Consider the following 26620-nt stretch of genomic DNA (forward strand, 5'->3'; position numbering starts at 1 on the left):
CGACCGATCGGCCCTCGTCGCGGCGTTCCGGGGACGGTAGCGTCGCCGACGATGTACGCTTCCGCCCGCTCTGTGCCCCGTACCCTCCGCGCCGCCGTCGCCGGGTCGCCTGCCGCCGTTCCCGCACCGCGTAGCGCGGTGCCCGGCCGGCGCCTGGCCGCGTTCGCCGCGCTCGTCGCCGTCCTCTTCGTCGCCGGCTGCGGCGGCGACGCCGGCGGGTCCGGCGGCGACCCCAGGTGGCAGGCGGGGCAGGGCGGCGGATCGACCGGCTCGGCCGGGCCCCAGACGGGTGACCAGCCGGCGGCGCCCGACGCGTCCAAGGAGCCGTCGATCTCGCTCACCGCCACCGGTGACGTGATCATGGGCAACGCGCCGGACCGGCTGCCGCCCAACGGCGGCAAGGGCTTCTTCGACGACGTGAAGTCGGCGCTCAAGGGCGACCTCGTGATGGGCAACCTGGAGGAACCGCTCACCGACGACACCGGCGCCGGCAAGTGCGGCCCGGAGCCGAAGAACTGCTACCAGTTCCGCGCGCCGCCCGGCTACGCCGCGCACCTGCGGTCGGCCGGGTTCCAACTGCTCAACCAGGCCAACAACCACGGCTACGACTACGGCCGCCAGGGCTACGAGAACACCCAGTCGGCGCTGGAGGCGCACGGCCTCAAGCACACCGGCGCGCCGGGCGAGATCACCGTGGTGGACGTCAAGGGCATCAAGGTCGCCGTGGTGGGCTTCTCGTCGTACCCCTGGTCCAACAGCCTGGTCGACCTGAACGCCGCCAAGCAGGTGATCGAGATGGCCAAGGAGCAGGCCCAGATCGTCGTGGTGCAGGTGCACATGGGCGCCGAGGGGGCGGACAAGACCCGGGTCAAGCCGGGCACCGAGATGTTCTTCGGCGAGAACCGGGGCGACCCGATCCGCTTCTCCCGGACCGTCATCGACGCCGGCGCCGACCTGGTCATCGGCCACGGCCCGCACGTGCTGCGCGGGATGGAGTTCTACAAGGGGCGGCTGATCGCGTACAGCCTGGGCAACTTCGCCGGTGGCGGGAAGTCGCTGAACAGCTCCGGGCGGCTCGGCTGGGGCGGCGTGCTCAAGGTGTCGCTCACCGCCGAGGGGAAGTTCGCCGGCGGCACGTTCACCTCCACCGTGATGAACGGCGTGGGCCGTCCGTCGGTGGACCGGCAGAACCGCGGCCTCGGACTGGTCCGCGAGCTGAACCGGGCCGACTTCCCGGACACCGGCGCGAAACTCGACGGGACCGGCAAGATCACCGCACCGGCGGGTGGCTGAGCGCACCCCGGCCGCGCCGAGCCGCCGGAGCGTCGGCCCCGCGACGTAGGCTGGCCGACGTGACCACGCGCTCCCCCGAGACCGACCTCGGCCGTACGCGCCGCGCCCGGCGCATCGGCCGCGTGCTGACCGAGACGCACCCCGACGCGCACTGTGAACTCGACCACTCCAACGCGCTGGAGCTGGCAGTGGCGACGATCCTGTCCGCCCAGTGCACCGACAAGAAGGTCAACGAGGTCACGCCGAAGCTGTTCGCCCGCTACCGCACCGCCGCCGACTACGCCGGGGCGGACCGCGCCGAGCTGGAGGAGATGATCCGGCCCACCGGGTTCTACCGCAACAAGACCAGCTCCCTGATCAACCTCGGGCGGGCGCTCTGCGAGCGGTACGACGGCGAGGTGCCCGGCCGGCTGGCGGACCTGGTGACCCTGCCGGGCATCGGCCGCAAGACCGCCAACGTCATCCTCGGCAACGCGTTCGGCGTCCCCGGCATCACCGTCGACACGCATTTCCAGCGGCTGGTGCAGCGGTGGCAGCTCACCACCGAGACCGACCCGGTCAAGATCGAGCACGCGATCGGCGCGCTCTACCCCAAGCGCGACTGGACGATGCTGTCGCACCGGGTGATCTTCCACGGCCGCCGGGTCTGCCACGCCCGCAAGCCCGCCTGCGGCGCGTGCACGCTGGCGAAGCTGTGCCCCGCGTACGGCACCGGGCCGACCGAGCCGGCCGCCGCGGCGAAGCTGCTCAAGGGGCCCCGCGCCCGTGACCTGGCGGTGGCCGTCGGCCTCGACCCCGACCTGGTGCCGCAGCAGGCCGCCGCGGCGGACGTGCCGTGATGCGCCGGTTCGCCTACCTTCTCGCCCCGCTGCTGCTCGCGGCCGCGGGCTGCACCGCCACGACCGAGCAGCCGGAACGTCCCGCACCGGCGACCCGGGCCGAACGTCCCTCGCCGTTCGCCGACTGCACCCCGCTGACCGTCGCGCCCGCCGCCGCGTCCCCGACGTCCCCCGGAAAGGCCGTGTCCCCGACGCTTGCAGGGAAGGCCGGGGACCAGCTCCCCGACCTGACGCTCAACTGCTTCACCGGCGGCACGCCGGTGAGTCTGCGTGACGTCAAGGGTCCGGCGGTGATCAACGTGTGGGCGTCCTGGTGCCCGCCGTGCCGCAAGGAGCTGCCCGCGTTCCAGCGGCTCAGCGAGCGGGCCGACGGCCGGTTCCAGGTCATCGGCGTGAACAGCCGGGACAGCCGCGGCGGCGCGCAGTCCATCGGCGAGGACTACGGCGTCGACTTCCCGATGCTGCTCGACCAGGGCGACGCGTTCCAGCGCGCGCTCGGACGCAACGCGTTCCCGCTGACGGTGCTCGTCGACGCCGACGGGCGGATCCGGCACACCGACGCGACCGGCGCGCTCGACGACGCCCGCCTCGCCGCGCTGCTCCAGCGTCACCTCGGGGTGCGGGTATGACCCGACGGCCGCCGCTGTGGTTCGACCCGCTGCTGGGCCGGCTCGGCACCGCACGGGCGGAGGACTTCACCCGCATCGTCACGCCGTCCAGCGGCGGCCGGGAGAGCGCCGTGCTGGTGCTGCTCGGCGAGGAGCCCGGCGCCGGGCCGGACGTGCTGGTCCTCCAGCGCGCCGCGACGCTGCGCAACCACGCCGGGCAGCCGGCCTTCCCGGGTGGTGCGGCCGACCCGGAGGACGCCGACGCCCGCGCCACCGCGCTGCGCGAGGCGAACGAGGAGGTCGGCCTCGACCCGGGCAGCGTCACGGTGCTGGCCGAGCTGCCCCGGCTCTGGATCCCGGTCAGCGACTTCGTGGTCACCCCGGTGCTCGCCTGGTGGCACGACCCGCACCCGGTGCACCCGCGCGAGCCGGCCGAGGTCGCGCACGTCGCCCGGCTGCCGGTCACCGAGCTGGTCGACCCGGACAACCGCATGCGGGTACGCCACCCGAGCGGCTGGATCGGTCCCGCCTTCTCGGTGCGCGGCATGCTCGTCTGGGGCTTCACCGCGGGCGTGATCGACCGGCTGCTGGAGATGGGCGGCTGGTCCCGGCCCTGGCCGCACTCGCGCGTGGTGGAGCTGCCGCCCGTCGACGCCACGCCCGCTCCCTCGGCGGGCACCGAGCCGGCCGACGAGAGCCCGGTGCGGTGATCACCCGTACGCATCCCCGGGTCACGTTCCGCGAGCGCTGAGCCGAGCGCGGGCCAGGTGCCCGTACCCTTGGGGCGTGTCCGCCGTGGATCTCGTCCTCCTTCTGCTCATGCTCGTGTTCGCGATCAGCGGATACCGTCAGGGCTTCGTCATCGGGGCACTGTCGTTCTCCGGCTTCTTCCTGGGCGCGCTGCTCGGCCTCCAGGTGGGGCCGCTGATCGCGCAGCAGTTCGCGACGAGCGGCACACGCGTGCTGATCTCCCTGGTGGCGATCTTCGGGCTCGCGGTGCTGGGGCAGGCGCTGGCCGGCTGGCTCGGCTCCAACCTGCGGGCCGCCATCACCGGGCCGGCCGGCCGGAAGATCGACGACGTCGGCGGCGCGTTCATCTCGGTCGTCGCGGTCATGCTCGTGGCGTGGCTGGTCGCCGTGCCGCTCGGCTCCTCCTCGGTGCCGTGGCTGGCCTCCTCGGTCCGCAACAGCGCGCTGCTCACAGTCGTCGACCAGGTGCTGCCGGACAAGGCGCAGGACCTGTCCACCGCGCTGCGCGACACTGTCGACACCAACGGCTTCCCGGACGTCTTCGGCGACCTCGCGCCGACCCGGGCCCGGCAGGTCGCACCGCCCGACCCGGCGCTCGCCAACTCCCAGGTGGTGCAGAACAGCAGGCGGTCGGTGGTGAAGGTGCTCGGCTCCGCGCCGAGCTGCTCGCGCCGCATCGAGGGCTCCGGCTTCGTGTACGCCGACGACCGGGTGATGACCAACGCGCACGTGGTCGCCGGCACCCGCTCGGTGGCTGTGGAACTGCGCGGCGAGCGGTACGACGGCGAGGTCGTCGTCTACGACCCGGACCGGGACCTGGCAGTGCTCTACGTACCGGGGCTGCCCGGGCCGTCGCTGCGCTTCGCCGCCGGCCCGGCCGCCACCGGCGCCGACGCGATCGTGCTCGGCTTCCCGCTCGACGGCCCGTACGACGCCCGCCCGGCCCGGATCCGGGACGTCGACCGGATCACCGGCCCGGACATCTACTCGGCCGGTGACGTCAACCGGGAGATCTACACGATCCGGGCGCTGGTGCGCAGCGGCAACTCCGGCGGCCCGCTGGTCTCCTCGAACGGCCTGGTGCTCGGCGTGATCTTCGCGGCGGCTGCGGACGACCCGAACACCGGCTTCGCGGTGACCGCCGCCGAGGCGCGACCGGTGGCGCTGGCGGGCGCGGAGCGTACCCGGGGAGTGGCCACCGGCGACTGCACCTGAGCCGGCGGGCGGCGCTCAGCCACCCGCCGGTGCTCCCGCCGGTGTCGACTCGTCGCCGGAGCGGGACAGCGGCAGCCGGGCGCGGCCCCAGGTGAGCGTGCGGTCGAGTGCCGCCCGCGCCATGATCGCCACGCAGGCGCCGCCGTTGAGGAACGAGGCGACCACGTCGCTGGGGTGGTGCATGCCCCGGTACATCCGGGTGAGCGCCACACCGATCGGCACCAGCACCAGCAGCGTCCACCAGCCGACCTTGGCCGGGGTGCTGCGTGCCCGCAGCGCCAGCAGCACCGCGAGACCGACGTAGAGCGCTGTGGCCGCCGAGGTGTGCCCGGACGGGAAGCTGGACGTGGGCGGGGACGCGTCCATGTGCGCGACGGCCGGGCGGTTCCGGTCGATGGCCATCGTGGTGAACAGGAAGATCAGCGCCTGCGCGGTCACCGCCGCGCACAGGAACAGCGGCTCCCGCCAGCGGTGCAGCACCAGCCGCAGCACCAGCGCCGCCAGCACCGTCACCACGACGATCATCTGGGTGCTGGCGAGCGTGCTGAACACCAGCGAGACGTCGTTCCACCCCGGCGTCCGGTCGCCGGCCAGCTCACGGTTGACCGTGTCCTCCACGGTGAACGGCCAGGTGCGGGCCAGCACCCGGGTCACCAGCAGGCCCAGGCCCACCATCAGCGCGAACAGCAGGGCCAGCGGCAGCAGGACACGCCGGGTGACTCGGATCACGACGTCGGACATGGGCTCGCCTGTACCCCGGCGGGGGTCCGGCTACGCCCGGCCGCCCTCCGGCCGCCGGTCGGCCAGCTCCGGCTCGACCCCCTCGCGTAGCGGACGGGTGGACGGCCGCCCGGATCCGCTGCGCCAGGTGGCGAACGCGGCCGAGGTCGCGGCCACCACCGCCACCCCGAGCACCCAGCCGCCCACCACGTCACTGGTCCAGTGCACGCCGAGCGTGATCCGGCTGAGCCCGGTCACCACCGTGACCAGCAGGGCGGCGGTCCACAACGCGACCCGGCCCCGGCGGCTGTTCCGCACGAACGGCAGGAACACCAGCAGCAGCACACCCGCCGCCAGCGTGGCGTTGAGCGCGTGACCGGACGGGAAGGAGTAGCCGGCGGCGCGGGCCACCGGGTCCAGCAGATCCGGCCGGTCCCGGCCCACGAGCAGCTTGAGCAGCGCGCCGAGCAGCCCGCCCGCGACCATGGTGACCACCACCCAGACCGCGAGGCGGGGCGCGCCGCGCCGGACCAGCCACACCACCACCACGACCGCTGCCACCCGCAGCGGGCCGGGGCCGAACACGTGCGTCCAGACCGTCATCACACCGGCCCAGGCGGGATGGGCCTGCGCGTACCCGTGGAACGCGTCGGTGATCGAGGCGTCCAGCCGCAGCAGGGGCGGCCAGGCGCCGAGCACCAGCAGCGCGAGCAGGGCGAACGGCACCAGCACCAGGAACGCCGCGAGCACGGTCAGGGTGAGCCGCAGGCCCAGCGAGTGCTCGGGGTCGAGGCGGCGGCTCCGCCACGACCGGTGCGTGACCGTCGCCCCGGTGGTGGTCTCCATGGGGCTTCCCCTACCCACCCGGGGACGGGATCAGACCGGTTCAGCGACGGGTCTGCCGGAACCGGCGAACCATCAAGGCGGTGCCGGTGACGAGCGCGACGAACAGGGCCAGGCCGGTCCAGAGCCGCTCCGGCGCGGAGACGTCCGTCTGGCCCGCCGGCCGGGCGTTCCAGCTCTCCGCCGTACGCCCGAGCGGGTCGCCACCCCGGCCCGCCGCGGCGGCCCGGGTGTCCCGCTCGTCGCCGGGCGCCGGCCCGAAGCCCACCACGCCGGGGGAGTCGTTGTCGTCGAGCGGGTTGTGGCCCACCGTCGGCACGTCGGCGGTGAGCGCGGCCACCGGGTCGACCAGGCCGTAGCCGAACCGGTCGTCCCGGCCGGTCGGACCGAGATCCCGGGCGGTGGCGATCAGCCGGTTGACCACGTCCCCGGCCGACATCTTCGGATAGCGCGCGCGGACCAGGGCAGCGGTCGCGGCGACGAGCGGCGCGGCGAAGCTCGTCCCCTGCACCCGCCAGTAGCCCTCCGGCCGGGCGCCGTAGAGCCCGGTGGCCGGGGCGCTGAGCACCGTCTCGTGACCCGTGATCGAGCCGGACCAGAGGTTCTCGCTGGTCCGCTCCAGCCCGGCGACCGCGAGCACGCCCGGCTCCCGGGCCGGGTACCAGACCTCGGTGGTCGTCGAGGTGGCCAGGTTGCCGGTGCAGGCGACCACCACCACGTTCCGGGCGAACGCGTAGTCGAGCGCCGCGGCCAGGGCCGGGTTGTCGCTGCTGCCGCCGAGCGACAGGTTGACCACCTGGGCGCCGTTGTCGACCGCCCAGCGCACCGCCTTGGCGATGATCAGCGCGTCGTCGTAGCGGTTCTCGGCGTCGAGGACCCGGATCGGAAGGATCTTGGCGTCCGGCGCCAGCCCCAGCACGCCCCGGTCGTCGTCGGCCCGCCCGGCGATCAGCCCGGCGACAGTGGTGCCGTGCCCCACCGGGTCCGGGCCGTCCGAGCCGTCCGGCGTCACCAGGTCCAGGCCGGGCAGCACCTGACCGGCCAGGTCGGGATGGGTGCCGTCCACACCGGAGTCGATCACCGCGACCACCACGCCGCGCCCGGTCGAGGTGCGCCACGCGGTCTTCGCCCGCAACTCCTCCAGCTGCCACTGCTCGTCGCGTACCTGGTCGGTGCGCAGCAGGAGGTCGGGGCTCACCCAGGGGCGCGCCACAGTGGCCGGGGCGGCGGGTGCGGCATGGGCCGGCGGCGCCAGCGGACCGGCCACGGTGACCAGCGCCGACACGGCGGCGAGCAGCGCGCGTCCGGCGCGACGCCGGGGCAGCCCACCGGGCGGTCCCTGCCGATCCCCTGTCACATTCCCCAGCCGTTCGGTCGCCTCAGACACATGCTGCACGGAGATTACCGGTTGTCCCGACCGTCACGGGGCAACTCGGCCAGCCCGATCACCCGGGCGGGAGATGCGCCAGCTGCACCAGGCGCACCCCCTCCCGGCGGGTGACCAGACGCGCCCGGCCCGGGGGCAGCGGCCCGGCCTTCACCTGACCGACGAGCGCACCCTCCTCCGGGCCGCCCGACATCACCAGCCCGGCCGTGGACAGCTCGCGCAGCCGCTGCACGATCGGCTCGTACGCGGTCCGCCCGGCGCCGCCGGTACGCCGCACCAGCACCAGGTGCAGCCCGACGTCCCGGGCGTGCGGGAGGTGGTCCTCCAGCGCCCGCAACGGGTTCGTCGGCCCGCCGGCCACCAGGTCGTAGTCGTCCACGAGCACGAACAGCTCCGGCCCCTTCCACCACGACCGGCTGCGCAGCTGCGCCGGGGTCACCTCCGGCCCCGGCTGCCGCCCCTGGAGATAGCCGGCGGCCGACTCGATCAGCTCGGCGGTGTGCGGCGCGGCAGTGCCGTACCCGATCAGGTGCGGGGTCTCGATCACGCCCATCAGGCTGCGCCGGTAGTCCACAAGCATCACCCGGGCCTGCTCCGGGGTGAACCGGTTGACGATCGAGGTGGCGAGCGCGCGCAGGAACGACGACTTGCCGCACTCGGCGTCGCCGAAGACCACGAAGTTCGGCTCGGTGGCGAAGTCCAGCACCACCTGGGACAGGTCCGCCTCGGCCACGCCGATCGGGAACGCCAGCCCGCTCGTCGCGCTCTGGTCCAGCTCGGCGTACGGCAGCACCGGCGGAAGCAACCGCACCCGGGGCGCGGAGGGACCGGTCCACGCGCCTGCCACCGCCTTCACCAGATCGGCGGTCTCCGCGCCGAGCGCCTCGACACGGGGCTCGGCGGTCAGGAAGTGCAGCCCGCCCGCCGTGATGCCGCGACCCGGACGCTCCTCCGGCACGGTGGCCGCCAGCGCCCGCTTGACCACCACCGAGTCGGCCGGGTCGCCGAGCCGCAACTCCAGCCGGGAGCCGAACAGGTCGCGGATCGCCGGGCGGAAGTCCGACCAGCGCAGGGCGCTCGCCACCACGTGCACCCCGTACGCCAGGCCCCGCGTGGCGAGTTCGGTGACCAGCGGTTCCAGGTCCTCGTACTCGCCGCGCAGCGTGTTCCACCCGTCCACCACCAGGAACACGTCCCCGAACGGGTCCGGCGCGCCCGCCGCCCGCCGCCGTCGCCACGCGGCCATCGACTCCACGCCGGCCTCGGCGAAACGCCGTTCCCGCTCGGCCAGCAGGCCGGCGACCTCGCCGACGGTACGGCGCACGGCGGTGCCGTCGGTCCGCCCGCTGACGCCGCCCACATGGGGCAGGTCGCGCAGCGTGCCGAGCGTCCCGCTGCCGAAGTCGAGGCAGTAGACCTGCACCTCGGCCGGGGTGTGGGTGAGCGCGAGCGCGCAGACCAGCGTGCGCAGCAGGCTGGACCGGCCGCTGCGGGTGGTGCCGACCACCGCGACGTGCCCGGCCGCGCCGTCCAGCGCCAGCCAGAGCAGGTCACGCCGCTGCTCGAACGGCTTGTCCACCACCGCCACCGGCACCTGGAGCGCCCCGTGCAGCTCCGGATTCGCCACGGTGAGCCCGCGTGCCGGGTCGGCACCGATCGGGCCGAGCAGCTCGTCCAGCGCGGGGGAGGTGTCCAGCGGCGGCAGCCACACCTGGTGCGCCGGCGGGCCCTGCCCGGCCAGCCGGTCCACGAGCAGGTCGAGGAGCGTCTCGCCGCCGTCGTCCTCGGCGGGCAGGGCGACGGGCGCGGGCGGCTCGGGCACCGGGACCAGGTGGGTGGAGAACGCGAGCACGCGTGCCTCACCGGTGCCGGACGCGCCCGCCGCACCGCCGCGGCGGCGGACCGCGCCGGAGACGTACGCGGCCTTGAACCGGACCAGCGGGTCGGTGCCCGAGCGCAGGTAACCGTGCCCCGGGCTGCGCGGCAACTCGTGCGCGTCCGGCACGCCCAGCACCGTCCGGGACTCCAGAGCGGAGAACGTCCGCAACCCGATCCGGTACGACAGGTGCGTGTCCAGCCCGCGCAGCCGCCCCTCCTCCAGCCGCTGGCTCGCCAGCAGCAGGTGCACACCGAGCGACCGGCCCAGCCGCCCGATCTGCACGAACAGGTCGATGAAGTCGGGCTTGGCCGACAGCAGCTCGGAGAACTCGTCGCAGATCAGCAGCAGCGACGGCAGCGGGGCCAGCGGCGAGCCGGCCGCCCGGGCCCGCTCGTAGTCGCGCACGCTCGCGAAGTTGCCGGCCCGGCGCAGCAGTTCCTGCCGGCGCATCAGCTCACCGTTGATCGCGTCCACCATCCGGTCCACCAGCGGCAGCGCGTCGGCCAGGTTGGTGATCACGGCGGCGGTGTGCGGCAGCCGCTCGAACGGCGCGAACGTGGCGCCGCCCTTGAAGTCGACGAGCACGAAGTTGAGCTGCTCCGAGCTGTGCGTGGCGGCCAGCCCGAGTACCAGCGTGCGCAGCAGCTCCGACTTGCCCGAGCCGGTCGCGCCGATCAGCAGGCCGTGCGGGCCCATGCCGTCCTGCGCCGACTCCTTCAGGTCGAGGTCGATCGCCCCGCCGTCGGCGCCCACCCCGATCGGCACCCGCATCCGGTCCCGCGCGGCCCGGGGCGCCCAGCCCTGCTCGGCGGTGAAGCTCTCCGGGTCGCCGAGACCGAGCAGCTCGGGCAGGCCCAGCTCGGCGCCGGGCGGCGCGTCCGGCCCGCGTACCGTGCCGGCCAGCCGCAGCGGCGCGAGCCGCCGGGCCACCGCCTCGGCGTCGGCGGGCGCCAGCGCGTCGGCGGCGCCCACCTCGGCGTGCCCCTCCGCGGAGTGCGAGTGCAGCCGGCCGTCGACCAGGTCGAGCAGGAGCGCGTACCGGTCGAGCAGCCGGGGCGGCGGGGTGTCCAGGTCGAGCACGGTGACCGCGTCGATCCCGCCGTCGCCGGCCAGGTCGGTCGCGCCGGTCAGGTCGCCGCCGTCGAGCACCACCACGACGTGCGGCCCGTCGGTCGCGGTGCCGTGCGGGCTGAACCGGGACCGGGCGCCGAGCACGTCGTCGAGCAGCCGCTCCAGGTCGGCGGCGGAGCTGGTGACCAGCCGCACCGGGCCCAGCGCGTCGGTACGCGCCGGATGGTGCGCGTGCGGCAGCCACTTCACCCACTCCCAGGCGGCGCGGCGCTCCGGCCCGGCGCAGACCGCGATCAGCAGCTCGTCCGGCGCGTGGAAGACGGCGAGCTGGGTGAGCACCGCCCGGGCCAGCGCCTGCGCGGCGGGCGACCCGGCGCCGCGTACCGGGCCGGCCGGCCCGCGCACGAAGACCCGGGCGAAACTGCGCAGCGACAGCGCCACCGGCAGGTCCGGCACCACCGAGTACGCGTCCAGGAAACGCCGCAGCGCCCCGGCCGTCATCGGCTCCAGTTCCTCCAGCGGGCGGGTGACCGGCGGAACCAGCGGGGTGGCCAGCGTCTGCGGCCCCACACCGACCCGGACCACGGCGAAGTCGGGGTCCCCCGGACGGCGTTCCCAGACCCGGTGACTGTCGACAGTCGACCAGAGCCGCCCCGGCTCGGGATGGCGGTAGGACAGCCCGGCCCGCTGGGCCCCGGCGGTCTCCCGCACCCGGCGCCGGAGCGTGGCCAGGTGGCGCAGGTACTCCCGGCGGGCGGCCATCAGCTCGGACTTCTTCGGCCCGGCGCTGCCCCAGGTGGTCACCAGCATCGCCAGCGAGGAGAGGCCGAACATGCCGCCCACCACGTACGAGTAGGCCCCGCCGCCGCGGCCGAACATCATCGCCATGGCCACCGTCCCGCCGAGCATCGGCAGCACCATCAGCGCCTGCTGCCAGCGCCCGCCCGCAGCGGCGGGGATCTCCGGCGGGGCCTCGACGGGCAGCTCACCGACCGGGATCTCCGGGGCCGGGCGGCGTGGTGGCCGCTTGATGACGACAGTGGACACTCACCCTCCCCGAAAGTGGCTCTGGGTAACCCGAGCCTGGCTCATCGTAGGTAAAGTCCTCTCGTCCGTCAGCCCACTCCCTCCGCTCGATATGGAGATGCCTCGATGACAAGCGGGCTCGCCCGGGTCACGATCAGCGCGCCCAGGCGGCGGGTCGACGTGGCCCTACCGGAGCAGGTGCCCCTGGCCGAGCTGCTGCCCGAGGTGCTCCGGCACGCCGGTGAGGGACTGGCCGACGACGGGGAACGGCACGGCGGATGGGTGCTCCGCCGCACCGACGGCGCGGTGCTGGCCACCGCCCAGGCGCTGCTGCCGCAGGGCGTCCGCGACGGCGAGGTGCTGCACCTGGTGCCGGCCCGCGCCCAGTGGCCCGAGCTGGAGTACGACGACGTGGTCGAGGCGATAGTGGACGGCGCCCGGCGCCGGGGCGCCGCCTGGTCGGGCCGGGCCACCCGGGCCGCCGCGCTCGCCGGTGCCGCCGTACCCCTCGCGGTCGGGCTGCTCGCCGTGGTCGCCGCCGGTCCGGGCGCGCGGGGCTGGCCGGTCGCCGCGGCGGTCGCCCTGATCCTGGTGCTCACCGCCACCGCCGCGTCCCGGGCGTACGGGGACGGCCCGGTCGGCGCCACGCTCGGCGGGTACGCGCTGCCCTGGGCCGCCGTGTCCGGAGCGCTGGCCGTCGCCTCGGGCGACCCGGTCGGCCCGATCCCCGGCCTGCGCTGGGTGGGCGCCCCCGAACTGCTGGTGGGCTCGGTGGCGCTGCTGCTGGTGGCGGTGCTCGGCCTGCTCGGCGTGGCCAGCCGGTCCCGCGTCTTCGTGGCCGGGGTGACTGTCGGCGCGGCCGGCGTGACAGCAGCGCTCGGCGGGCTGCTGCTCGACCCGGACGGCACCGCCGCGGTCCTGCTCGCCGTGCTGGTGTTCGCGCTCGGCGGGCTGCCGCTGCTGGCCATCCGGGTCGGCAAGCTGCCGCTGCCGCCGCTCACCCTGCCCAGCCCGGCCGGCACCCGCGACCTGCCGGACCGGGGCCGGGTGCACGCGGCGGTGGCCCGCGCCGAGGAGGTGCTCACCGGGATGCTGCTCGGCCACGCGGTGCTGGCCGTCGGCGCGGTCGCGGTGCTCGTCTCCGTCGGCCGGACCGCCGGGCTGCTGCTCGCCGCCGTCGCCTGCGGGGTGCTGCTGCTGCGCTCCCGTCTGTTCGTGGCGGTACGGCACCGGATGCCCGCGATCGTCGCCGGGCTGGCCGGGTTCGCCCTGCTCGGCGTGGTGCTGGCCGACCGGGCCGGTCCGGGTGGCCGGCTCGCGCTGACGGTGGGCGGGCTGGCCCTGGCCCTGACGGCGGTCACCGCCGGCGCCACGTACGCCCGGCGCCCGGTCTCCCCGTACCTCGGCCGGCTGGCCGACCTGACCGACACCGCGCTCGTGGTCGCTGTCGTGCCGGTGGCCTGTGCGGTGCTCGGCCTCTACGACCGGGCCCGCGACCTGCTCGCCTGAACATGCGGAGGCCCGGGTCGCGAAGCGCGACCCGGGCCTCCGGCAGGCGTGATCGTCAGTGCAGCGTCTCGCCGCGCTCCTCGGCCTCCTTGGCGCGCCGGTACGAGGCGGCGATCTCCGCCTCGGCCTCGACCCGGCCCACCCAGGTCGCGCCCTCGACCGACTTGCCCGGCTCCAGGTCCTTGTAGACCTCGAAGAAGTGCTGGATCTCCAGCCGGTCGAACTCGCCCAGGTGGTGGATGTCGCGCAGGTGCTCCTGACGCGGGTCCTCGTAGGGCACGCAGAGGACCTTGTCGTCGCCGCCCTTCTCGTCCGTCATCCGGAACATGCCGATGGTGCGGCAGCGGATCAGGCAGCCCGGGAACGTGGGCTCGGGCACCAGCACCAGCGCGTCCAGCGGGTCGCCGTCCTCGCCCAGGGTGCCCTCGATGAACCCGTAGTCGGCCGGGTACTGCGTGGAGGTGAAGAGGGTGCGGTCCAGCCGGATGCGGCCGGTCGCGTGGTCTACCTCGTACTTGTTGCGGTGACCCTTGGGGATCTCAACCGTGACGTCGAAATCCATCTTCCACGCTCCCTCGTTTGCCCACGCTGGCTAACGGAAACCAGCGGCTCACCCCCGGCGCGGGGTGAACGCCCCCCGTCGGCTCCGGCCGCCGCATAGTGTTCGGACCGAAGTAGTGTCGCCCAAGGCGATTTCGAGCGGGGAGGAGGGGGCCGTGGGGAGGGAAGATTCACACTACCGCCCCGAGAGGGTTGACGGGCGCGGGTCCGCCGGTTCCGGTTCCGGCGGGGCCACCGGACGGGTGTCCGTCCCGGGGGCGAACGTCCCTCATCGTCCCTCTCCGGCCACCGGGTCCGCCCGCGTCGGCCCGCCGCACCACGGCTCCGGCCCGCCGCACCACGGCTCCGGCCCGCCGCACCACGGCTCCGGCCCGCCGCACCACGGCTCCGGCCCGGCGAGCGGCTCGGCCCGCGTCGGGCCGCCGCACGACCCGGCGGCGCCGCTGAACTGGCCCGGAGCGCCGGCACCGATCCCGGTCAGCCCGCCGGTTCCGCCGGTCGGCGCCGCGCCGCCCGTACCCTCCGGGCCGCCCCCGGCTCGACCGCGACGCCGCCTGCGGCTCGTCGCGGCGCTCGCCTGCGTGCTCGTGCTGGCCCTGGTGGTGGCCGGGCTCGCCGTGCTGCGCCCGGGCCCGGTCGCCGGGTGGCTGGGCGACGACGACAGCACGGGTACGGCGGTCGCCGCGCCGCCCGAGCCCTCCCCGCAGGCCGTGCTTACCGGGCCGGACGGCAACGCCCCGCTGCCCACCGAGGCCGGTATCCGATCCGCGCTGGACCCGCTGGTCCGCGCCGCCGCGCTCGGTGACCGGGTGCACGTGTCGGTGGCCGACGTGAGCACCGGCCAGGCGCTCTACGGCAGCGGCCAGGACACGCCCACCGTGCCCGCCTCGGTGACCAAGCTGGCGACCGGCGTGGCGGTGCTCGCGGCGCGTGGCCCGGCCTACCGGATCCCGACCCGCGCGGTGGCCGGGGCGAACCCGGGCGAGGTGGTCCTGGTCGGCGGCGGTGACCCCACGCTCGCCGTGGACAAGAACGGCTTCTACCCGGGCGCGGCCCGGCTGGACGACCTCGCCGCCCAGGTGCGCGACGCGCTCGGCGGCACCGCCCCGACCAAGGTGATCGTCGACTCGTCGCTGTTCAGCGGCCCGGTCTTCGAGCCCGGCTGGGACGCCGACATCCCCACCGGCGGCTTCGGCGCGGCGATCACCGCGTTGATGACCGACGGCGCCCGGAAGAACCCGGCGGAGGCGCGGCGCACCGCCGAGCAGACCAACCACGCCGCCGAGCGGGTGCCGCAGCCCGACCTGACCGCCGGCCGGCAGTTCGCCAAGCTGCTCGGCCTGACCGGCGGCGCCGCCCAGGTCGCCCGGGGCACCGCGCCGGCCGCGTCCGGCGCCACGGGCACCGCCGCCGGCGCCGAACTCGGCAAGGTCGAGTCCCTGCCGATGATCCGGCTGGTCGACATCATGATCAGCGACAGCGACAACGTGATCGCCGAGGCGATGGCCCGCCAGGTGGCGCTCGCCAAGGGCAAGCCCGGCTCGTTCGTCGGCGGTGCGGCCGCCACCGACCAGGTGCTCGGTGAGCTGGGCCTGCCCGCCGGCGAGATCAGCCTGGCCGACGGCAGCGGACTGTCCCGCACCAACCGGATCAGCCCCTCGCTGCTCACCGACCTGATCACGCTCGCCGGCAACGGCAGCCACCCCGAACTGGCGGCGATCTTCGGCGGCCTGCCCGTCGGCGGCTGGTCCGGCACGCTCGACGAGCGCTACCGGGCGGCGGCGACCCGCGCCGGAGCGGGCGTCGTCCGGGCCAAGACCGGCACGCTGAGCGGCGTCAACGCGATCGCCGGCACGGTGACCACAGCCGACGGCCGGCTGCTCACGTTCGCCGTGCTCACCGACCGCACGCAGGGCTCGCTGGACGAGACCCGGGCGGCGCTGGACCGGATCAGCTCCGCGCTGGCCGGGTGCGGCTGCCGCTGACCGACGGGCGTCGATCGGCCGGCGCGAGCCCGGGTGGGGGTGTTCCGGCGCGGGTACGGTGGGTTCATGGCGCAGTTCGTGGACTGGGATCTGGCCGCCGCTACCGCGGGGGCGCTGAGCAAGTCGGGCCCTCGGGTGTCGTACGCCGAGGCCACCGACGTGGTCGGCGACCTGCGCCGGCTGACCGACGAGGCGGCCGGTCACGTCGCCGACTACACCGGCCTGCGGGCGCAGGTCGCGCACCCGCCGGTACGCGTGGTCGACCGCCGGGACTGGGCGGCGGCGAACATCGCCGGGCTGCGTGAGGTGGTCTCCCCGCTGGTCGAACGCCTCTCCGGCGACAAGCGGCCCGGCGCGCTCACCGAGGCGATCGGCTCCCGGGTCACAGGTGTGCAGGCCGGCACCGTGCTGGCGTACCTCTCCGGCCGCGTGCTCGGCCAGTACGAGGTCTTCGCCGGCGACCCCGGCCAGCTGCTGCTGGTGGCGCCGAACATCCTCGAGGTCGAGCGGAAGCTCGGTGCCGACTCGCGCGACTTCCGGCTCTGGGTGTGCCTGCACGAGGTCACCCACCGCACCCAGTTCACCGCCGTGCCGTGGATGCGCGCGTACTTCCTCGGCGAGGTGCAGGCGTTCGTGGACGCCTCCCAGGGCGGCGAGCACCTGCTGGAACGGCTGCGCCGCGGCGTCGCGACGCTCTCCGACGCGGTGAAGGACCCGGAGAGCCGGGCCAGCGTGCTGGACATCGTGCAGACCCCGGCCCAGCGCGCCGTGCTGGACCGGCTGACCGCGCTGATGACGCTGCTGGAGGGCCACGCCGAGTTCGTGATGGACGGCGTGGGACCGCAGGTCATCCCCAGCGTCGAGTCGATCCGGGCGGCGTTCAACCGGCGCCGCGAGTCCGGCAACCCGCTGGAGAAGGCGATCCGGCGGCTGCTCGGCATCGAGGTCAAGATGCGCCAGTACGCCGAGGGCCGCAAGTTCGTGCACGGCGTGGTCGACCGGGTGGGGATGGCGGGCTTCAACAAGATCTTCTCGTCCCCGCTGACGTTGCCCCGCCTGGACGAGCTGGGCGACCCGGACGCCTGGGTGTCCCGCGTGCACGGTCCCGCCGGTGCCACCCCGCCCGTCGGCTGATCCGCCCGGCCCGGCTGGTTCCGGCGGCTCGGCTGGTTCCGGGGCTCGGTCGCGTCGCTCTCCGTCGCCCGCTCCCGCCGTCGCCGCCGTGCGGCTCGCCGTCCGCCGGATGCTGACCGGCCTGCCCGGCGCCGGCCCGGTGCTGGTGGCCTGCTCCGGTGGGGCCGACTCGCTCGCGCTCGCCGCCGCCACCGCGTTCGTGGCCCCCCGGCTCGGGCGCCCGGCCGGGCTGGTGACCGTCGACCACGGCCTGCAGGCCGGATCCGCCGAACGGGCCGAGGCGGTCGCCGGCTGGGCCCGCGCCGAAGGGCTCGACCCGGTCGAGGTGCTTCCGGTACGCGTGGACGGCCGGCCCGGCGGCCCGGAGGCGGCCGCCCGCGAGGCCCGGTACGAGGCGCTGATCGCCGCCGCCCACCGGTACGACGCAGCCGGGGTGCTGCTCGGGCACACGCGCGACGACCAGGCCGAGACCGTCCTGCTGGCGCTGGCCCGGGGTGCCGGACCGCGCGGGCTGTCCGGGATGCCGGAGCGGCGCGACGTCGACGGGGTGCCCCTGTTGCGGCCGCTGCTCGACATTCCGCGCGCCGACACCCGGGCCGCCTGCGCCGCGCTCGGACTCGATCCGTGGGCGGACCCGCACAACGCCGACCCCGCGTACGCCCGGGCGCGGGTCCGGGCCGACGCGCTGCCCGCACTCGTCGACGCGCTCGGGCCGGGGGTGGTGGCGAACCTCGCCCGTACCGCCGGGCTGCTCGCGGCCGACAACGCCGCGCTCGACGCGCTCGCCGACGCCGCGCTGGCCGACGTCCGCACCGCTGACGGCGGGCTCTGTGTCGCCGGGCTCGCCGAGTTGCCGGCCGCCGTCCGTACCCGGGTGCTGCACACCTGGGCCCGCGAGCTGGGCGCGACGCCGGCCGCGCTGTCCCACAGTCACGTGGCGGCACTGGACGCCCTGGTCACGGCGTGGCACGGACAGGGCCCGGTGCACCTCCCCGGCGGCCGCCAGGTACACCGCCAGGCCGGCCACCTCCTGCCCTGACCGCCGCCCTCTCCTCCCACCCCCCGTTGACCAAGGACTTCGGGTCACGTCCCGACCCTCCCCAGCCCTCAAACTCCTTGATCACCGCCGTGAGGGCGAGGTGGTGCGCGGGCTCTCGGCAGCGTCGATCATGAAGTTGACGGGGAGAAAACGGGCTGACCGCGCGGTCAACTTCATGATGGGCGGGGCGGGGCGGGGCGGGGCGCGGGCGGGTCGCGGGTGGGGTGGGGCGCGGCGGCGAGGGCGGGGGCGGGAGCGGGGGCGTCAGGTGGATTGGCGGTCTCGGAAAGTGGTGCGGTAGGCCAGGGGGGTGGTGCCCACCCGGCGGGTGAAGTGGTGCCGCAGGGCCGCCGAGTCACCGAAGCCGGCCTGCTCGGCGACGCTCTCCACGCTCAGTGAGGTGTCCTCCAGCAGGTGCCGGGCCAGCAGCACCCGCTGGTTGGTCACCCAGTCGTGCGGGGTGGTGCCGGTCTCGGCGCGGAACCGGCGGGCGAACGTGCGCGGCGCCATCCCGGCGCGTGCCGCCAGCTCGTCCACTGTCACCTGTCGGCGCAGGTGTCCCATCAGCCATTCCAGCACCGGTTCCAGGGTGGGCGCCTCCGGCGCCTTGGGGATCGGCGCCTCGACGTACTGCGACTGGCCGCCGTCGCGGTGCGGCGGCACGACCATCCGGCGGGCCAGCCGGGTCGCCACCGCCGAGCCGTGCTCCTGGCGTACCAGATGCAGGCAGGCGTCGATGCCGGCGGCGGTGCCGGCGCTGGTGAGCAGCCGGTCGTCCTGGACGTAGAGCGAGTCGCACTGGACCCGGGCGGCCGGGAAGCGTTGCTGGAGTTCGTCGGTGTACCGCCAGTGGGTGGTGCAGTCGCGCCCGTCGAGCACGCCCGCCTCACCGAGGACGAACGCGCCGGCGCAGACGCTCAGCAGCCAGGCGCCCCGGTCGGCGGCGCGGCGCAGCGCGGCGAGCACCGGCTCGGGGAGCGGGGTGCCGTCGGCGTGCGCGGGCACCGCCACCAGGTCGGCGTCCTCGACCGGGCCCAGGTCGGCGGTGGGGGTGAGCAGGAAGCCGGAGCGGCTGCGGACCGGGCCGCCGTCGGCGGTGCAGACGTCGAACCGGTAGCCGGGGAAGCCGTCGGCGGTGCGGTCGGTGCCGAAGACCTCGGCGAGCACGCCGAGTTCGAACGCGGCGACCTGGTCCATGGCGATGACGGCGACCGAGCGGAGCATGTGACGAGGGTAACCCGACAGGTGGCAGTAAATCGATGCCCAATGACATTCCTGCCACTGTCCGGATCGGTCGGTGGCCCGCAGAATCAATGGTGTCCGGTGCGCACCGGCGGCGAAAACAGTCTCAACCACCTGAAAGTGAGCGCCGCCATGACCGTTCTGCTGCTCCTGCTCTTCCTGCTCCTCCTCGTCGGTGCCAGCGCCTTCGGGTTCACCGCCGACACCCGCGACTCGGCCGACTGGAAGCCGAGCGACGACGGGCAGCGCTGGCGCTCCAGTACCTGCTGAGGTGATTTATTCAGTTCGCGCCGAAAATCCTCGGCGGGACCGCGCCAAAAGGGGCGGCCCCGCCGACGGCGGCGCCGGGGCGTACGGCAGGCTAGGAGCATGGCTGACGGCTCCTGGTACGACGCCGACATCGACCACGTGATCATCTCGGAGGCGCAGATCCGCGACAAGACCGCGGAGCTGGCCAAGCAGGTCTCGGCGGACTACGCCCACGTCGAGGACGGCCTGCTGCTCGTGTGCGTGCTCAAGGGAGCGGTCATGTTCATGGCCGACTTCGCCCGCGCGCTGGGCCGCCAGGGCCCGCCCGCCGAGCTGGAGTTCATGGCCGTCTCGTCCTACGGCCAGGGCACCACCTCGTCCGGCGTGGTCCGCATCCTCAAGGACCTGGATCGGGACATCGCCGGCCGCCACGTGGTGGTCGTCGAGGACATCGTCGACTCCGGCCTGACGCTGTCCTGGCTGCTGCGCTACCTGGAGTCGCGCTCCGCGGCGAGCGTCGAGGTGGTCGCGTTGTTCCGCAAGCCGGACGCGGTCAAGGTGCAGGTCCCGGTCAAGTACGTCGGGTTCGACATCCCCACCGAGTTCGTCGTGGGCTACGGGCTCGACTTCGGCGAGCGGTACCGCGAGGTGCCCTACGTCGGGGTGCTCAAGCCCGAGGTGTACGCACGGGCCTGAGGCTTTGCCGAGCCCTTCGTCAGCGGACATTCAGCGGGCTCTCAGTCTTCCGGTCTACGGTAGGGACCGGTGACGTGGAGGCACTCTCCACGCCCGGCCCCTCGAACCGCGTGACCGTGCGGTGTGGGCGGGCCGGGTGGGAGCTCCCCGCCACGCCGGCTCCAAACCCGGGTTCGCCCTACGCGTAAGTGCCGGGCTCGCAAGCTCACGCGTCGCCCGAACGGTGTACCGTCGAATGACCGTGGTGCGGCAGTTTGCGTGCCTCGGGGGTCGGGCCGGCCCGCACGGCGGCCCCGGCCGCCGCTCAGGGCGGCGACACCATTCAGACGGTCAGGACGTCGATCAGGAGGATGCGGGCGCCTCGGCACCCGACTACAGCATGGAACGTACGCGTTTCTTCCGCCGACCGGTGGTCTGGATCATCCTGGTCATCCTCGGCGCCGTTGTGCTCAGTCAACTGTTCACCGCTGGTCCCAGCTACCACCGGGTGGACACGTCCGTCGCGCTCGACCAGCTCAACAAGGGCGGCATCGAGAAGGTCGTCTTCCAGGACAAGGAGCAGACGCTCCAGCTCGACCTGAAGGACAAGGCCAAGTTCGACGGCGACACCACCACTGACAAGATCGAGGCGCAGTTCCCGTACGAGGTCGGCGGCCAGGTCTGGAACCAGGTACGCGAGGCCGAGGCGGCGGACCGGATCACCGGCCCGGTCGACACGAAGGTGTCGTCGGACAGCATCTGGGTCAGCCTGCTGGTCAACCTGCTTCCTATCGCGCTGCTCGTGCTCCTGCTGCTGTTCTTCATGTCGCAGATGCAGGGCGGCGGCTCCCGGGTGCTCAACTTCGGCAAGTCCAAGGCGAAGATGATCACCAAGGACACGCCGAAGACCACCTTCGCTGACGTCGCGGGTGCGGACGAGGCCGTCGAGGAACTGCACGAGATCAAGGACTTCCTGCAGAACCCGGCGAAATACCAGGCCCTGGGCGCCAAGATCCCGAAGGGCGTGCTGCTGTTCGGCCCGCCCGGTACCGGTAAGACGCTGCTGGCCCGCGCGGTCGCCGGCGAGGCCGGGGTGCCCTTCTACTCCATCTCCGGCTCCGACTTCGTCGAGATGTTCGTCGGTGTCGGTGCCAGCCGCGTCCGCGACCTGTTCGAGCAGGCCAAGTCGAACGCCCCGGCGATCGTCTTCGTCGACGAGATCGACGCTGTCGGCCGGCACCGTGGCGCCGGCATGGGCGGCGGTCACGACGAGCGGGAGCAGACGCTCAACCAGCTGCTGGTCGAGATGGACGGCTTCGACACCAAGGGCGGCGTCATCCTGATCGCCGCCACCAACCGGCCGGACATCCTCGACCCGGCGCTGCTGCGCCCGGGCCGGTTCGATCGGCAGATCCCGGTCGACGCCCCCGACATGGAGGGCCGCAAGGCCATCCTGCGGGTGCACGCCAAGGGCAAGCCGTTCACGCCCGACGTCGACCTCGACGCGGTCGCCCGGCGTACCCCGGGCTTCAGCGGCGCCGACCTGGCCAACGTGATCAACGAGGCCGCGCTGCTCACCGCTCGTAAGGAGCAGCGGGCGATCACCAACGACTCCCTGGAGGAGTCGATCGACCGGGTGATCGCCGGCCCGCAGCGCCGGACCCGGGTGATGAGCGACCAGGAGAAGAAGATCACCGCGTACCACGAGGGTGGGCACGCGCTGGTCGCCTGGGCGCTGCCGCACGCCGCGCCGGTGCACAAGGTGACCATCCTGTCCCGGGGTCGCTCGCTGGGTCACACGCTCGTCCTCCCGACAGAGGACAAGTACACCCAGACCCGGGCCGAGATGATCGACACCCTGGCGTACGCGCTGGGTGGCCGGGCGGCCGAGGAACTCGTCTTCCACGAGCCGACCACCGGCGCCGGCAACGACATCGAGAAGGCAACGCAGCTGGCCCGCGCGATGATCACGCAGTACGGCATGAGCTCCAAGCTCGGTGCGATCAAGTACGGCACCAGCGGCGACGAGCCGTTCCTCGGCCGCAACATGGGCCACGAGCGGGACTACTCCGACGCGGTGGCCGCCGAGATCGACGGCGAGATGCGCGCGCTGATCGAGCTGGCCCACGACGAGGCCTGGGAGATCCTGGTGGAATACCGGGACGTCCTGGACAACATGGTCCTGGAGCTGATGGAGAAGGAGACGCTCTCCACCGCCGACATGGCCCGGATCTGCGCGCGCGTCGTCAAGCGCCCGCCGATGGCGCCGTACCACGGCTTCGGCAAGCGTCAGCCCTCCACCGAGCCGCCGGTGCTCACGCCGGCCGAGAAGGAGGCGCTGGCGGCGCAGTCCCGCGCCGACGCCGCCGCCTCGATCGGTGGTTCCAGCAACAACTCGGACGGTACGCACTGAACAGCGATCCGACGACGGCCGGCTCCCCGCACAGGGAGTCGGCCGTCTCCGCAACCGAGCCCGACGGCGACGACGCGCTCGACTACGTGGCCGCGCGCCTGATCAGCGGCAAGCTCACCGGTGGCCCGGTGGAGGACACCGTCGACCTCGCCCGGATCGAGAAGGCGGTCCGCGAGATCCTCATCGCGGTCGGCGAGGACCCGGACCGCGACGGCCTCCAGCAGACGCCGGCCCGGGTGGCCCGCGCGTACGCCGAACTCTTCGCCGGCCTGCGTGTCGACCCGGCGCAGGTGCTCCGCACCACGTTCGAGGCCAACCACGAGGAACTGGTGCTCGTCCGGGACATCGACGTGATGAGCCTCTGCGAGCACCACCTGCTGCCGTTCCGGGGCAGCGCGCACATCGGCTACATCCCCGGCCCGGACGGCCGGATCACCGGCCTGTCCAAGCTGGCCAGGCTGGTCGAGGTGTTCGCCCGCCGGCCGCAGGTGCAGGAACGGCTCACCTCGCAGATCGCCGACCTGCTGATGTCCAGCCTCGCGCCGCGCGGCGTGATCGTGGTGCTGGAGTGCGAGCACATGTGCATGGCGATGCGCGGCATCCAGAAGTCGGGCGCGAAGACCATCACGTCGGCCGTGCGCGGCGGCCTCCAGAACGACGCGAAGTCGCGGGCCGAGGCGATGGCGCTGATCATGGCCCGCTGACCCCCGACCGGCACCGACGGCCGCGTACTCCCGCCCGGGAGGGCGCGGCCGTCGTCAGTCGGGCAGCATGGCGAGCAGCAGGCCGGCGGCGGTGAGCACCGCCGGAACCAGGCAGACCAGGGCGCCGAAGCGGGGTGTCCGGTCCACCCGGTCGGTGGGCCGCGGGCGGAAGACGCGCCCCACCGCGAGCCAGCCCAGCATGAACGCCACAGCCGGCAGCGGCAGCCCCACGAGCAGCGCCAGCACCGTCACCGGCCCCGGACCGGCGACCGCGTACAGCAGCAGCTGGAGCAGCGGCACCACGAGCGCCAGCGGCCCGTACACCAGCAGGTTGCGGGGCCGGGACGGCCATCGGGCCAGCCGCGGCAGGCCACGCGCGCTCAGCGTGTCGTCCGCGGCGTCCGCCCAGTCCCCGGCCGCGCGCAGCGCCGCCAGCACCGCCGACGGCCCGCCCGCCATCGACCGGGCCGCCTCGGTCACCTCCGGCGGCGTCGGGACCAGCGACATCGCCGGTACGCCCAGATCACGCAGCCGGGACTGCTGCGGCGCCAGCCGTTCCCGTACCGCGGTCAGCTCCTCGCGGGCCGCGGCCACCGACCGCGCCTGCTCCCCGGCCGCGGTGGCCGCCGCCCGGCGTACGCCGTCGAGCGCCCGCGCGGCCGCGACGTACTCCGCCCAGGCCGACTCGGCGGGGTCCGCCACGGTGGTCGGCCCACCCGAGCGGGGCCCCGGTACGGCCGTGCCGGTCTCACTCATGCCGCCCCCTCCCCGGCGCGGTCCGTCACCTGCGGGCCCGGCTCGACCCGCGCGGTCGCCACCTCGGCCGTGCCGAACGGCACGAAGACGGTGCCCTGCTCGTCCGGGCCGTCCCAGAGCACCGCGCGACCCGGCCGGGGCCGCCACCAGACCGGGCGGTCGAAGAGCTGCTCCAGCCGGCCGCCCGGCACGTCGGTGACCGCCACGGCGGTGAGCTTGTCCACCTCGCCCTCCGGGCCGAGCAGCCCGGCCAGCGGAGCCGGTGTCCGCCACCAGCCGAGCAGGTGCCGGCCGGCCGGCGGCCCTTCCAGCAGCAGCGTCCGCAGCAGGTCGGGCGGCAGCTCGCCGGCGTCCGGCACGTCCAGCCCGAACACCACCAGGTAGCCCGGCTCGTCCGACTCCATGGCGGTCCGCAGCCCGGCCGCGTCGACGGTCTCGACCCGGTGGCGTCCGGCCAGCTCGGCGGCGAGCACCCCGGCCGGCTCGGCCGACCCGTTCGCCAGCGGCGCCAGCACGAACCGGGCCGCGCCCGGATGCGCCGCCGCGGCGCTGCGTACCGCCGTGACCAGCAGGCGCTCGGCCTCCTCGTCCCGCCCCAGGACGGCCAGGTTCCGCCCCGCGCCCGGCCCCAGCGGCACCGTGACGGTGGACCGCCAGACGTCGACCGCCCGGCCGAGCAACGCGGCGGGCGCGTGGGCCCGGCCGGCGAGCGCGGCCCGGTGCCGCGGATCGTTGGCGAGCAGCGGACGGGCGAACCCGGCGAAGACCACCGGCGGCGTCGCGGACTCGCCCCGCGCCTCCCAGAGCCGTCGCCGCAGGCCGGTCAGGACCTCGGGATCCTCGTACGGATCAGGGAAGCGGATCATCCGCTCGTGTCCCCGGGTCGCACCGCGCGGACCGCCCAGACCACCCGCCGTGTTCACCACCGCGCTGCCCACCGGCAGCCCGGCCGCCGAGTCGTTCGCCGGCTCCAGCACCGCCGAGCCGCCGGGCAGCGCCACCCGCACCGGGAACTGGCCGAGCAGCGGGTCGCGCGGACCGCCGATGCCCAGGTCGCCCTCGCCGGCCAGCACCAGGTGGATCCCGTACGACCGGCCGGCGCGGGCGAGCGCGTCCAGCCGGGCCAGCAGGTCGGCGGCGAGCCGGTCCCGCTCGCGCAGCGCCAGCGGGAAGTTGTCGACCACGCAGACGATCCGGGGTAGCGGCTGGTGCTCCCGCAGCTCGGTGTAGCGCTGCCCACCGGCCCGCCGGGACGCCTCCTCGCGGCGGCGCAGCTCCGCCTCCAGCTCGCCGAACAGGTCGGCCAGGTACTCCCGGTCGGCCGCCATTCCGGCGGCACGCACCTGCGGCACCCAGGAGCGGTCCCGTTCGGTCTGGAGGAACTCCACGAAGGACTCGCCGTCGGCCAGGTCGGCCAGGTAGAGCGCCAGCTCGTCCGGGCCGTACCGGGCGGCGAGGCCGAACAACGCGTCGGTCAGGAACGCCGACCGGCCCGCCTGACCCCGGCCGCTGACCAGCCAGTGCGGGGTCAGCTCGGTGAAACCGAGACTGACCGGGCGCCCGGCGGCGTCACCGACGGTGGTGCTCAGCCCGTCGGCCGAGCCGGCCGTCCAGAGGCCGTCCGCCGGCAGCAGGTCCCGCAGGGAAAGCCGGGAGCCGTCCTCGATCTGCCGGGCCAGCCGCGCGCACACCGCGGCGACCAGGTCGGCGGGCGGATCGTCGTCGAGGAACACGGGCGAGTTCAAGCCGCCCGGCGGCTCGGCGCCGGGACTGCTGAAGCCGGCGCCGGGCGGGTCACCGACCAGCGCGTACGCGGTGCGGACAGTGACCGCTGTGGCGCGCGGCAGCGGGTTGCCCTCCGGCCAGCCGGCGAGCACCAGATGCAGCCCGGCGCGCGGCCCGCCCTCGGCCAGCCCGGCGAGCCGGTCCAGGTCGGCGGTTGTCGTACCGTCGGGCAGCGCCGCGACCACGAGCAGCAGCGTCCGGTCGTGCCCGCGCTGCCGGGCCGTCCCGGCCGCCACCCACTGCTCCGCCTCGGCCAGCACCGCACGCATCCCGGCGAGGTCGGTGGCGGGCGGCGGCAGCAGGCCGGCATCGGCGAGCGGCGCGTACCCGGCGAAGGTCTCACCGGAACCGCCGTCGACCGCACGTGCCAGCAGCGCGCCCGCCGGCGTGGCGGCGAAGACGCGCAGCAGCAGCGCGCGGAGCAGCCCGGCCACCCGGACGTCCGAGGCGTCGGCGTCGAGGCTCAGGTGGCCGCTGCCGAGCAACGGCACCAGCGCGGGGAAGCGGGCGTCGTCGAGCGGCGACGCGGTGCCCACCCGGACCAGCGGCGGCAGGCCGTCACCGGGAGGCGTCGCCGCGGTCAGCGTCTCCATCGGACCGCCGGCCCAACCGGGCGCCGCCAGATCGGCCGCCGCGCGCAGGCGCTCGGCCAGCTCGTACTGCCGGTGGTGGTCGGCGGGCGCGGGCCGGATCTCGTCGAGGATGCCCGCCGCCGCCGTCGCGGCGGCCTCGGCCCGGCGGTGCAGCGCGGCGGCCCGGCCGGCGCGCGCCTTCGGAGTCGCCACCGCGTCCACCCCTCTTTCCGAGGCCGACATGTCCTCCCCGAGGTGTGACGGTAACCCAGTCGGGGGCCGTCCACCGGGATGTCGGTCGGCGCGGTGAGCTGGTCGGCGGTGAGCAGCCTCACCCCGCCGCCGGGCAGCGTCCGCCCGGCGGT

The 26620-nt window shown here is 74.7% G+C and carries 21 protein-coding genes; 13 read left to right on the plus strand and 8 right to left on the minus strand.

All coding sequences use genetic code 11. The annotated features are described in order from the left end of the window. Positions 1-72 precede the first annotated feature (72 nt). The 5 genes from M8C11_RS03000 to M8C11_RS03020 all read left to right on the plus strand — a co-directional run bounded on the left by M8C11_RS03000 (position 73) and on the right by M8C11_RS03020 (position 4705). Positions 73-1293 carry a CapA family protein gene (locus M8C11_RS03000; RefSeq protein ID WP_252448231.1) on the plus strand — a complete coding sequence of 407 codons (1221 nt, stop codon included), beginning with the start codon at positions 73-75 and terminating at the stop codon, positions 1291-1293. Next, a complete protein-coding gene (nth, locus tag M8C11_RS03005; RefSeq protein WP_372443333.1) occupies positions 1290-2132 on the plus strand; it encodes an endonuclease III in 843 nt (280 codons plus the stop codon). The genes M8C11_RS03000 and nth overlap by 4 nt, the downstream gene beginning before the upstream one ends. Then, positions 2132-2761: a TlpA disulfide reductase family protein gene (locus M8C11_RS03010; protein WP_121685128.1), complete on the plus strand. Its 630-nt coding sequence runs from the start codon at positions 2132-2134 to the stop codon at positions 2759-2761. The genes nth and M8C11_RS03010 overlap by 1 nt, the downstream gene beginning before the upstream one ends. Then, positions 2758-3450, plus strand: coding sequence for a CoA pyrophosphatase (locus tag M8C11_RS03015; RefSeq protein ID WP_252448232.1), 693 nt, complete (start codon positions 2758-2760; stop codon positions 3448-3450). The genes M8C11_RS03010 and M8C11_RS03015 overlap by 4 nt, the downstream gene beginning before the upstream one ends. 76 nt (positions 3451-3526) lie before the next feature. Next, positions 3527-4705: a MarP family serine protease gene (locus M8C11_RS03020; RefSeq protein ID WP_120572775.1), complete on the plus strand. Its 1179-nt coding sequence runs from the start codon at positions 3527-3529 to the stop codon at positions 4703-4705. A 15-nt stretch (positions 4706-4720) separates the two neighbouring features. Here M8C11_RS03020 and M8C11_RS03025 read toward each other — a convergent pair whose 3' ends face one another. From M8C11_RS03025 to eccCa, 4 genes are all read right to left on the minus strand, one after another. Then, complete coding sequence (locus tag M8C11_RS03025; RefSeq protein ID WP_252448233.1) at positions 4721-5446, minus strand: phosphatase PAP2 family protein; 726 nt, start codon at positions 5444-5446, stop codon at positions 4721-4723. 30 nt (positions 5447-5476) lie between these two features. Continuing rightward, on the minus strand, positions 5477-6271 hold the full coding sequence (locus M8C11_RS03030; RefSeq protein WP_252448234.1) for a phosphatase PAP2 family protein: 795 nt from the start codon (positions 6269-6271) through the stop codon (positions 5477-5479). Between the two features lie 40 nt (positions 6272-6311). Continuing rightward, a complete protein-coding gene (mycP, locus tag M8C11_RS03035; protein WP_374666886.1) occupies positions 6312-7625 on the minus strand; it encodes a type VII secretion-associated serine protease mycosin in 1314 nt (437 codons plus the stop codon). Between the two features lie 88 nt (positions 7626-7713). Beyond that, positions 7714-11652, minus strand: a complete 3939-nt coding sequence (gene eccCa, locus M8C11_RS03040; RefSeq protein ID WP_252448235.1) for a type VII secretion protein EccCa — start codon at positions 11650-11652, stop codon at positions 7714-7716. A 105-nt stretch (positions 11653-11757) separates the two neighbouring features. On the opposite strand from eccCa, the gene eccD reads away from it, so the two are divergent. Next, the gene (gene eccD, locus M8C11_RS03045; RefSeq protein WP_252448236.1) at positions 11758-13140 is read left to right on the plus strand and encodes a type VII secretion integral membrane protein EccD; all 1383 of its coding nucleotides are present in this window, start codon (positions 11758-11760) and stop codon (positions 13138-13140) included. Between the two features lie 55 nt (positions 13141-13195). Here eccD and M8C11_RS03050 read toward each other — a convergent pair whose 3' ends face one another. After that, positions 13196-13702, minus strand: coding sequence for an inorganic diphosphatase (locus M8C11_RS03050; protein WP_013288994.1), 507 nt, complete (start codon positions 13700-13702; stop codon positions 13196-13198). A gap of 469 nt (positions 13703-14171) precedes the next feature. Between M8C11_RS03050 and dacB the strand changes: the two genes are divergently transcribed. From dacB to tilS, 3 genes are all read left to right on the plus strand, one after another. After that, positions 14172-15686, plus strand: coding sequence for a D-alanyl-D-alanine carboxypeptidase/D-alanyl-D-alanine-endopeptidase (gene dacB / locus M8C11_RS03055; protein WP_374667053.1), 1515 nt, complete (start codon positions 14172-14174; stop codon positions 15684-15686). Between the two features lie 66 nt (positions 15687-15752). Beyond that, the gene (locus M8C11_RS03060; protein ID WP_091426057.1) at positions 15753-16820 is read left to right on the plus strand and encodes a zinc-dependent metalloprotease; all 1068 of its coding nucleotides are present in this window, start codon (positions 15753-15755) and stop codon (positions 16818-16820) included. A 109-nt stretch (positions 16821-16929) separates the two neighbouring features. Further along, a complete protein-coding gene (gene tilS, locus M8C11_RS03065) occupies positions 16930-17859 on the plus strand; it encodes a tRNA lysidine(34) synthetase TilS (protein WP_252448444.1) in 930 nt (309 codons plus the stop codon). A 264-nt stretch (positions 17860-18123) separates the two neighbouring features. On the opposite strand, the gene M8C11_RS03070 is transcribed toward tilS, so the two are convergent. Next, positions 18124-19083, minus strand: a complete 960-nt coding sequence (locus M8C11_RS03070; RefSeq protein ID WP_252448238.1) for a GlxA family transcriptional regulator — start codon at positions 19081-19083, stop codon at positions 18124-18126. Positions 19084-19125: 42 nt separating this feature from the next. Here M8C11_RS03070 and M8C11_RS03075 point away from each other — a divergent pair, with 42 nt between their 5' ends. The 4 genes from M8C11_RS03075 to folE all read left to right on the plus strand — a co-directional run bounded on the left by M8C11_RS03075 (position 19126) and on the right by folE (position 23142). Then, entirely contained in the window at positions 19126-19371 is a 246-nt protein-coding gene (locus M8C11_RS03075) for a hypothetical protein (protein WP_252448240.1), read from the plus strand. A gap of 99 nt (positions 19372-19470) precedes the next feature. Further along, positions 19471-20046, plus strand: a complete 576-nt coding sequence (hpt, locus tag M8C11_RS03080; RefSeq protein WP_013288988.1) for a hypoxanthine phosphoribosyltransferase — start codon at positions 19471-19473, stop codon at positions 20044-20046. Between the two features lie 379 nt (positions 20047-20425). Beyond that, a complete protein-coding gene (ftsH, locus tag M8C11_RS03085; RefSeq protein ID WP_120572785.1) occupies positions 20426-22438 on the plus strand; it encodes an ATP-dependent zinc metalloprotease FtsH in 2013 nt (670 codons plus the stop codon). Between the two features lie 86 nt (positions 22439-22524). Next, positions 22525-23142 (plus strand): GTP cyclohydrolase I FolE, encoded by a 618-nt coding sequence (gene folE / locus M8C11_RS03090; RefSeq protein ID WP_121683718.1) that lies wholly within the window; start codon positions 22525-22527, stop codon positions 23140-23142. A 54-nt stretch (positions 23143-23196) separates the two neighbouring features. On the opposite strand, the gene M8C11_RS03095 is transcribed toward folE, so the two are convergent. Then, positions 23197-23898, minus strand: coding sequence for a hypothetical protein (locus M8C11_RS03095; protein ID WP_135242354.1), 702 nt, complete (start codon positions 23896-23898; stop codon positions 23197-23199). Continuing rightward, positions 23895-26477 (minus strand): FtsK/SpoIIIE domain-containing protein, encoded by a 2583-nt coding sequence (locus tag M8C11_RS03100; RefSeq protein WP_252448445.1) that lies wholly within the window; start codon positions 26475-26477, stop codon positions 23895-23897. The genes M8C11_RS03095 and M8C11_RS03100 overlap by 4 nt, the downstream gene beginning before the upstream one ends. Positions 26478-26620 lie beyond the last annotated feature (143 nt).

The organism is Micromonospora sp. CPM1 (assembly GCF_023896895.1).
GTDB lineage: Bacteria > Actinomycetota > Actinomycetes > Mycobacteriales > Micromonosporaceae > Micromonospora > Micromonospora tulbaghiae.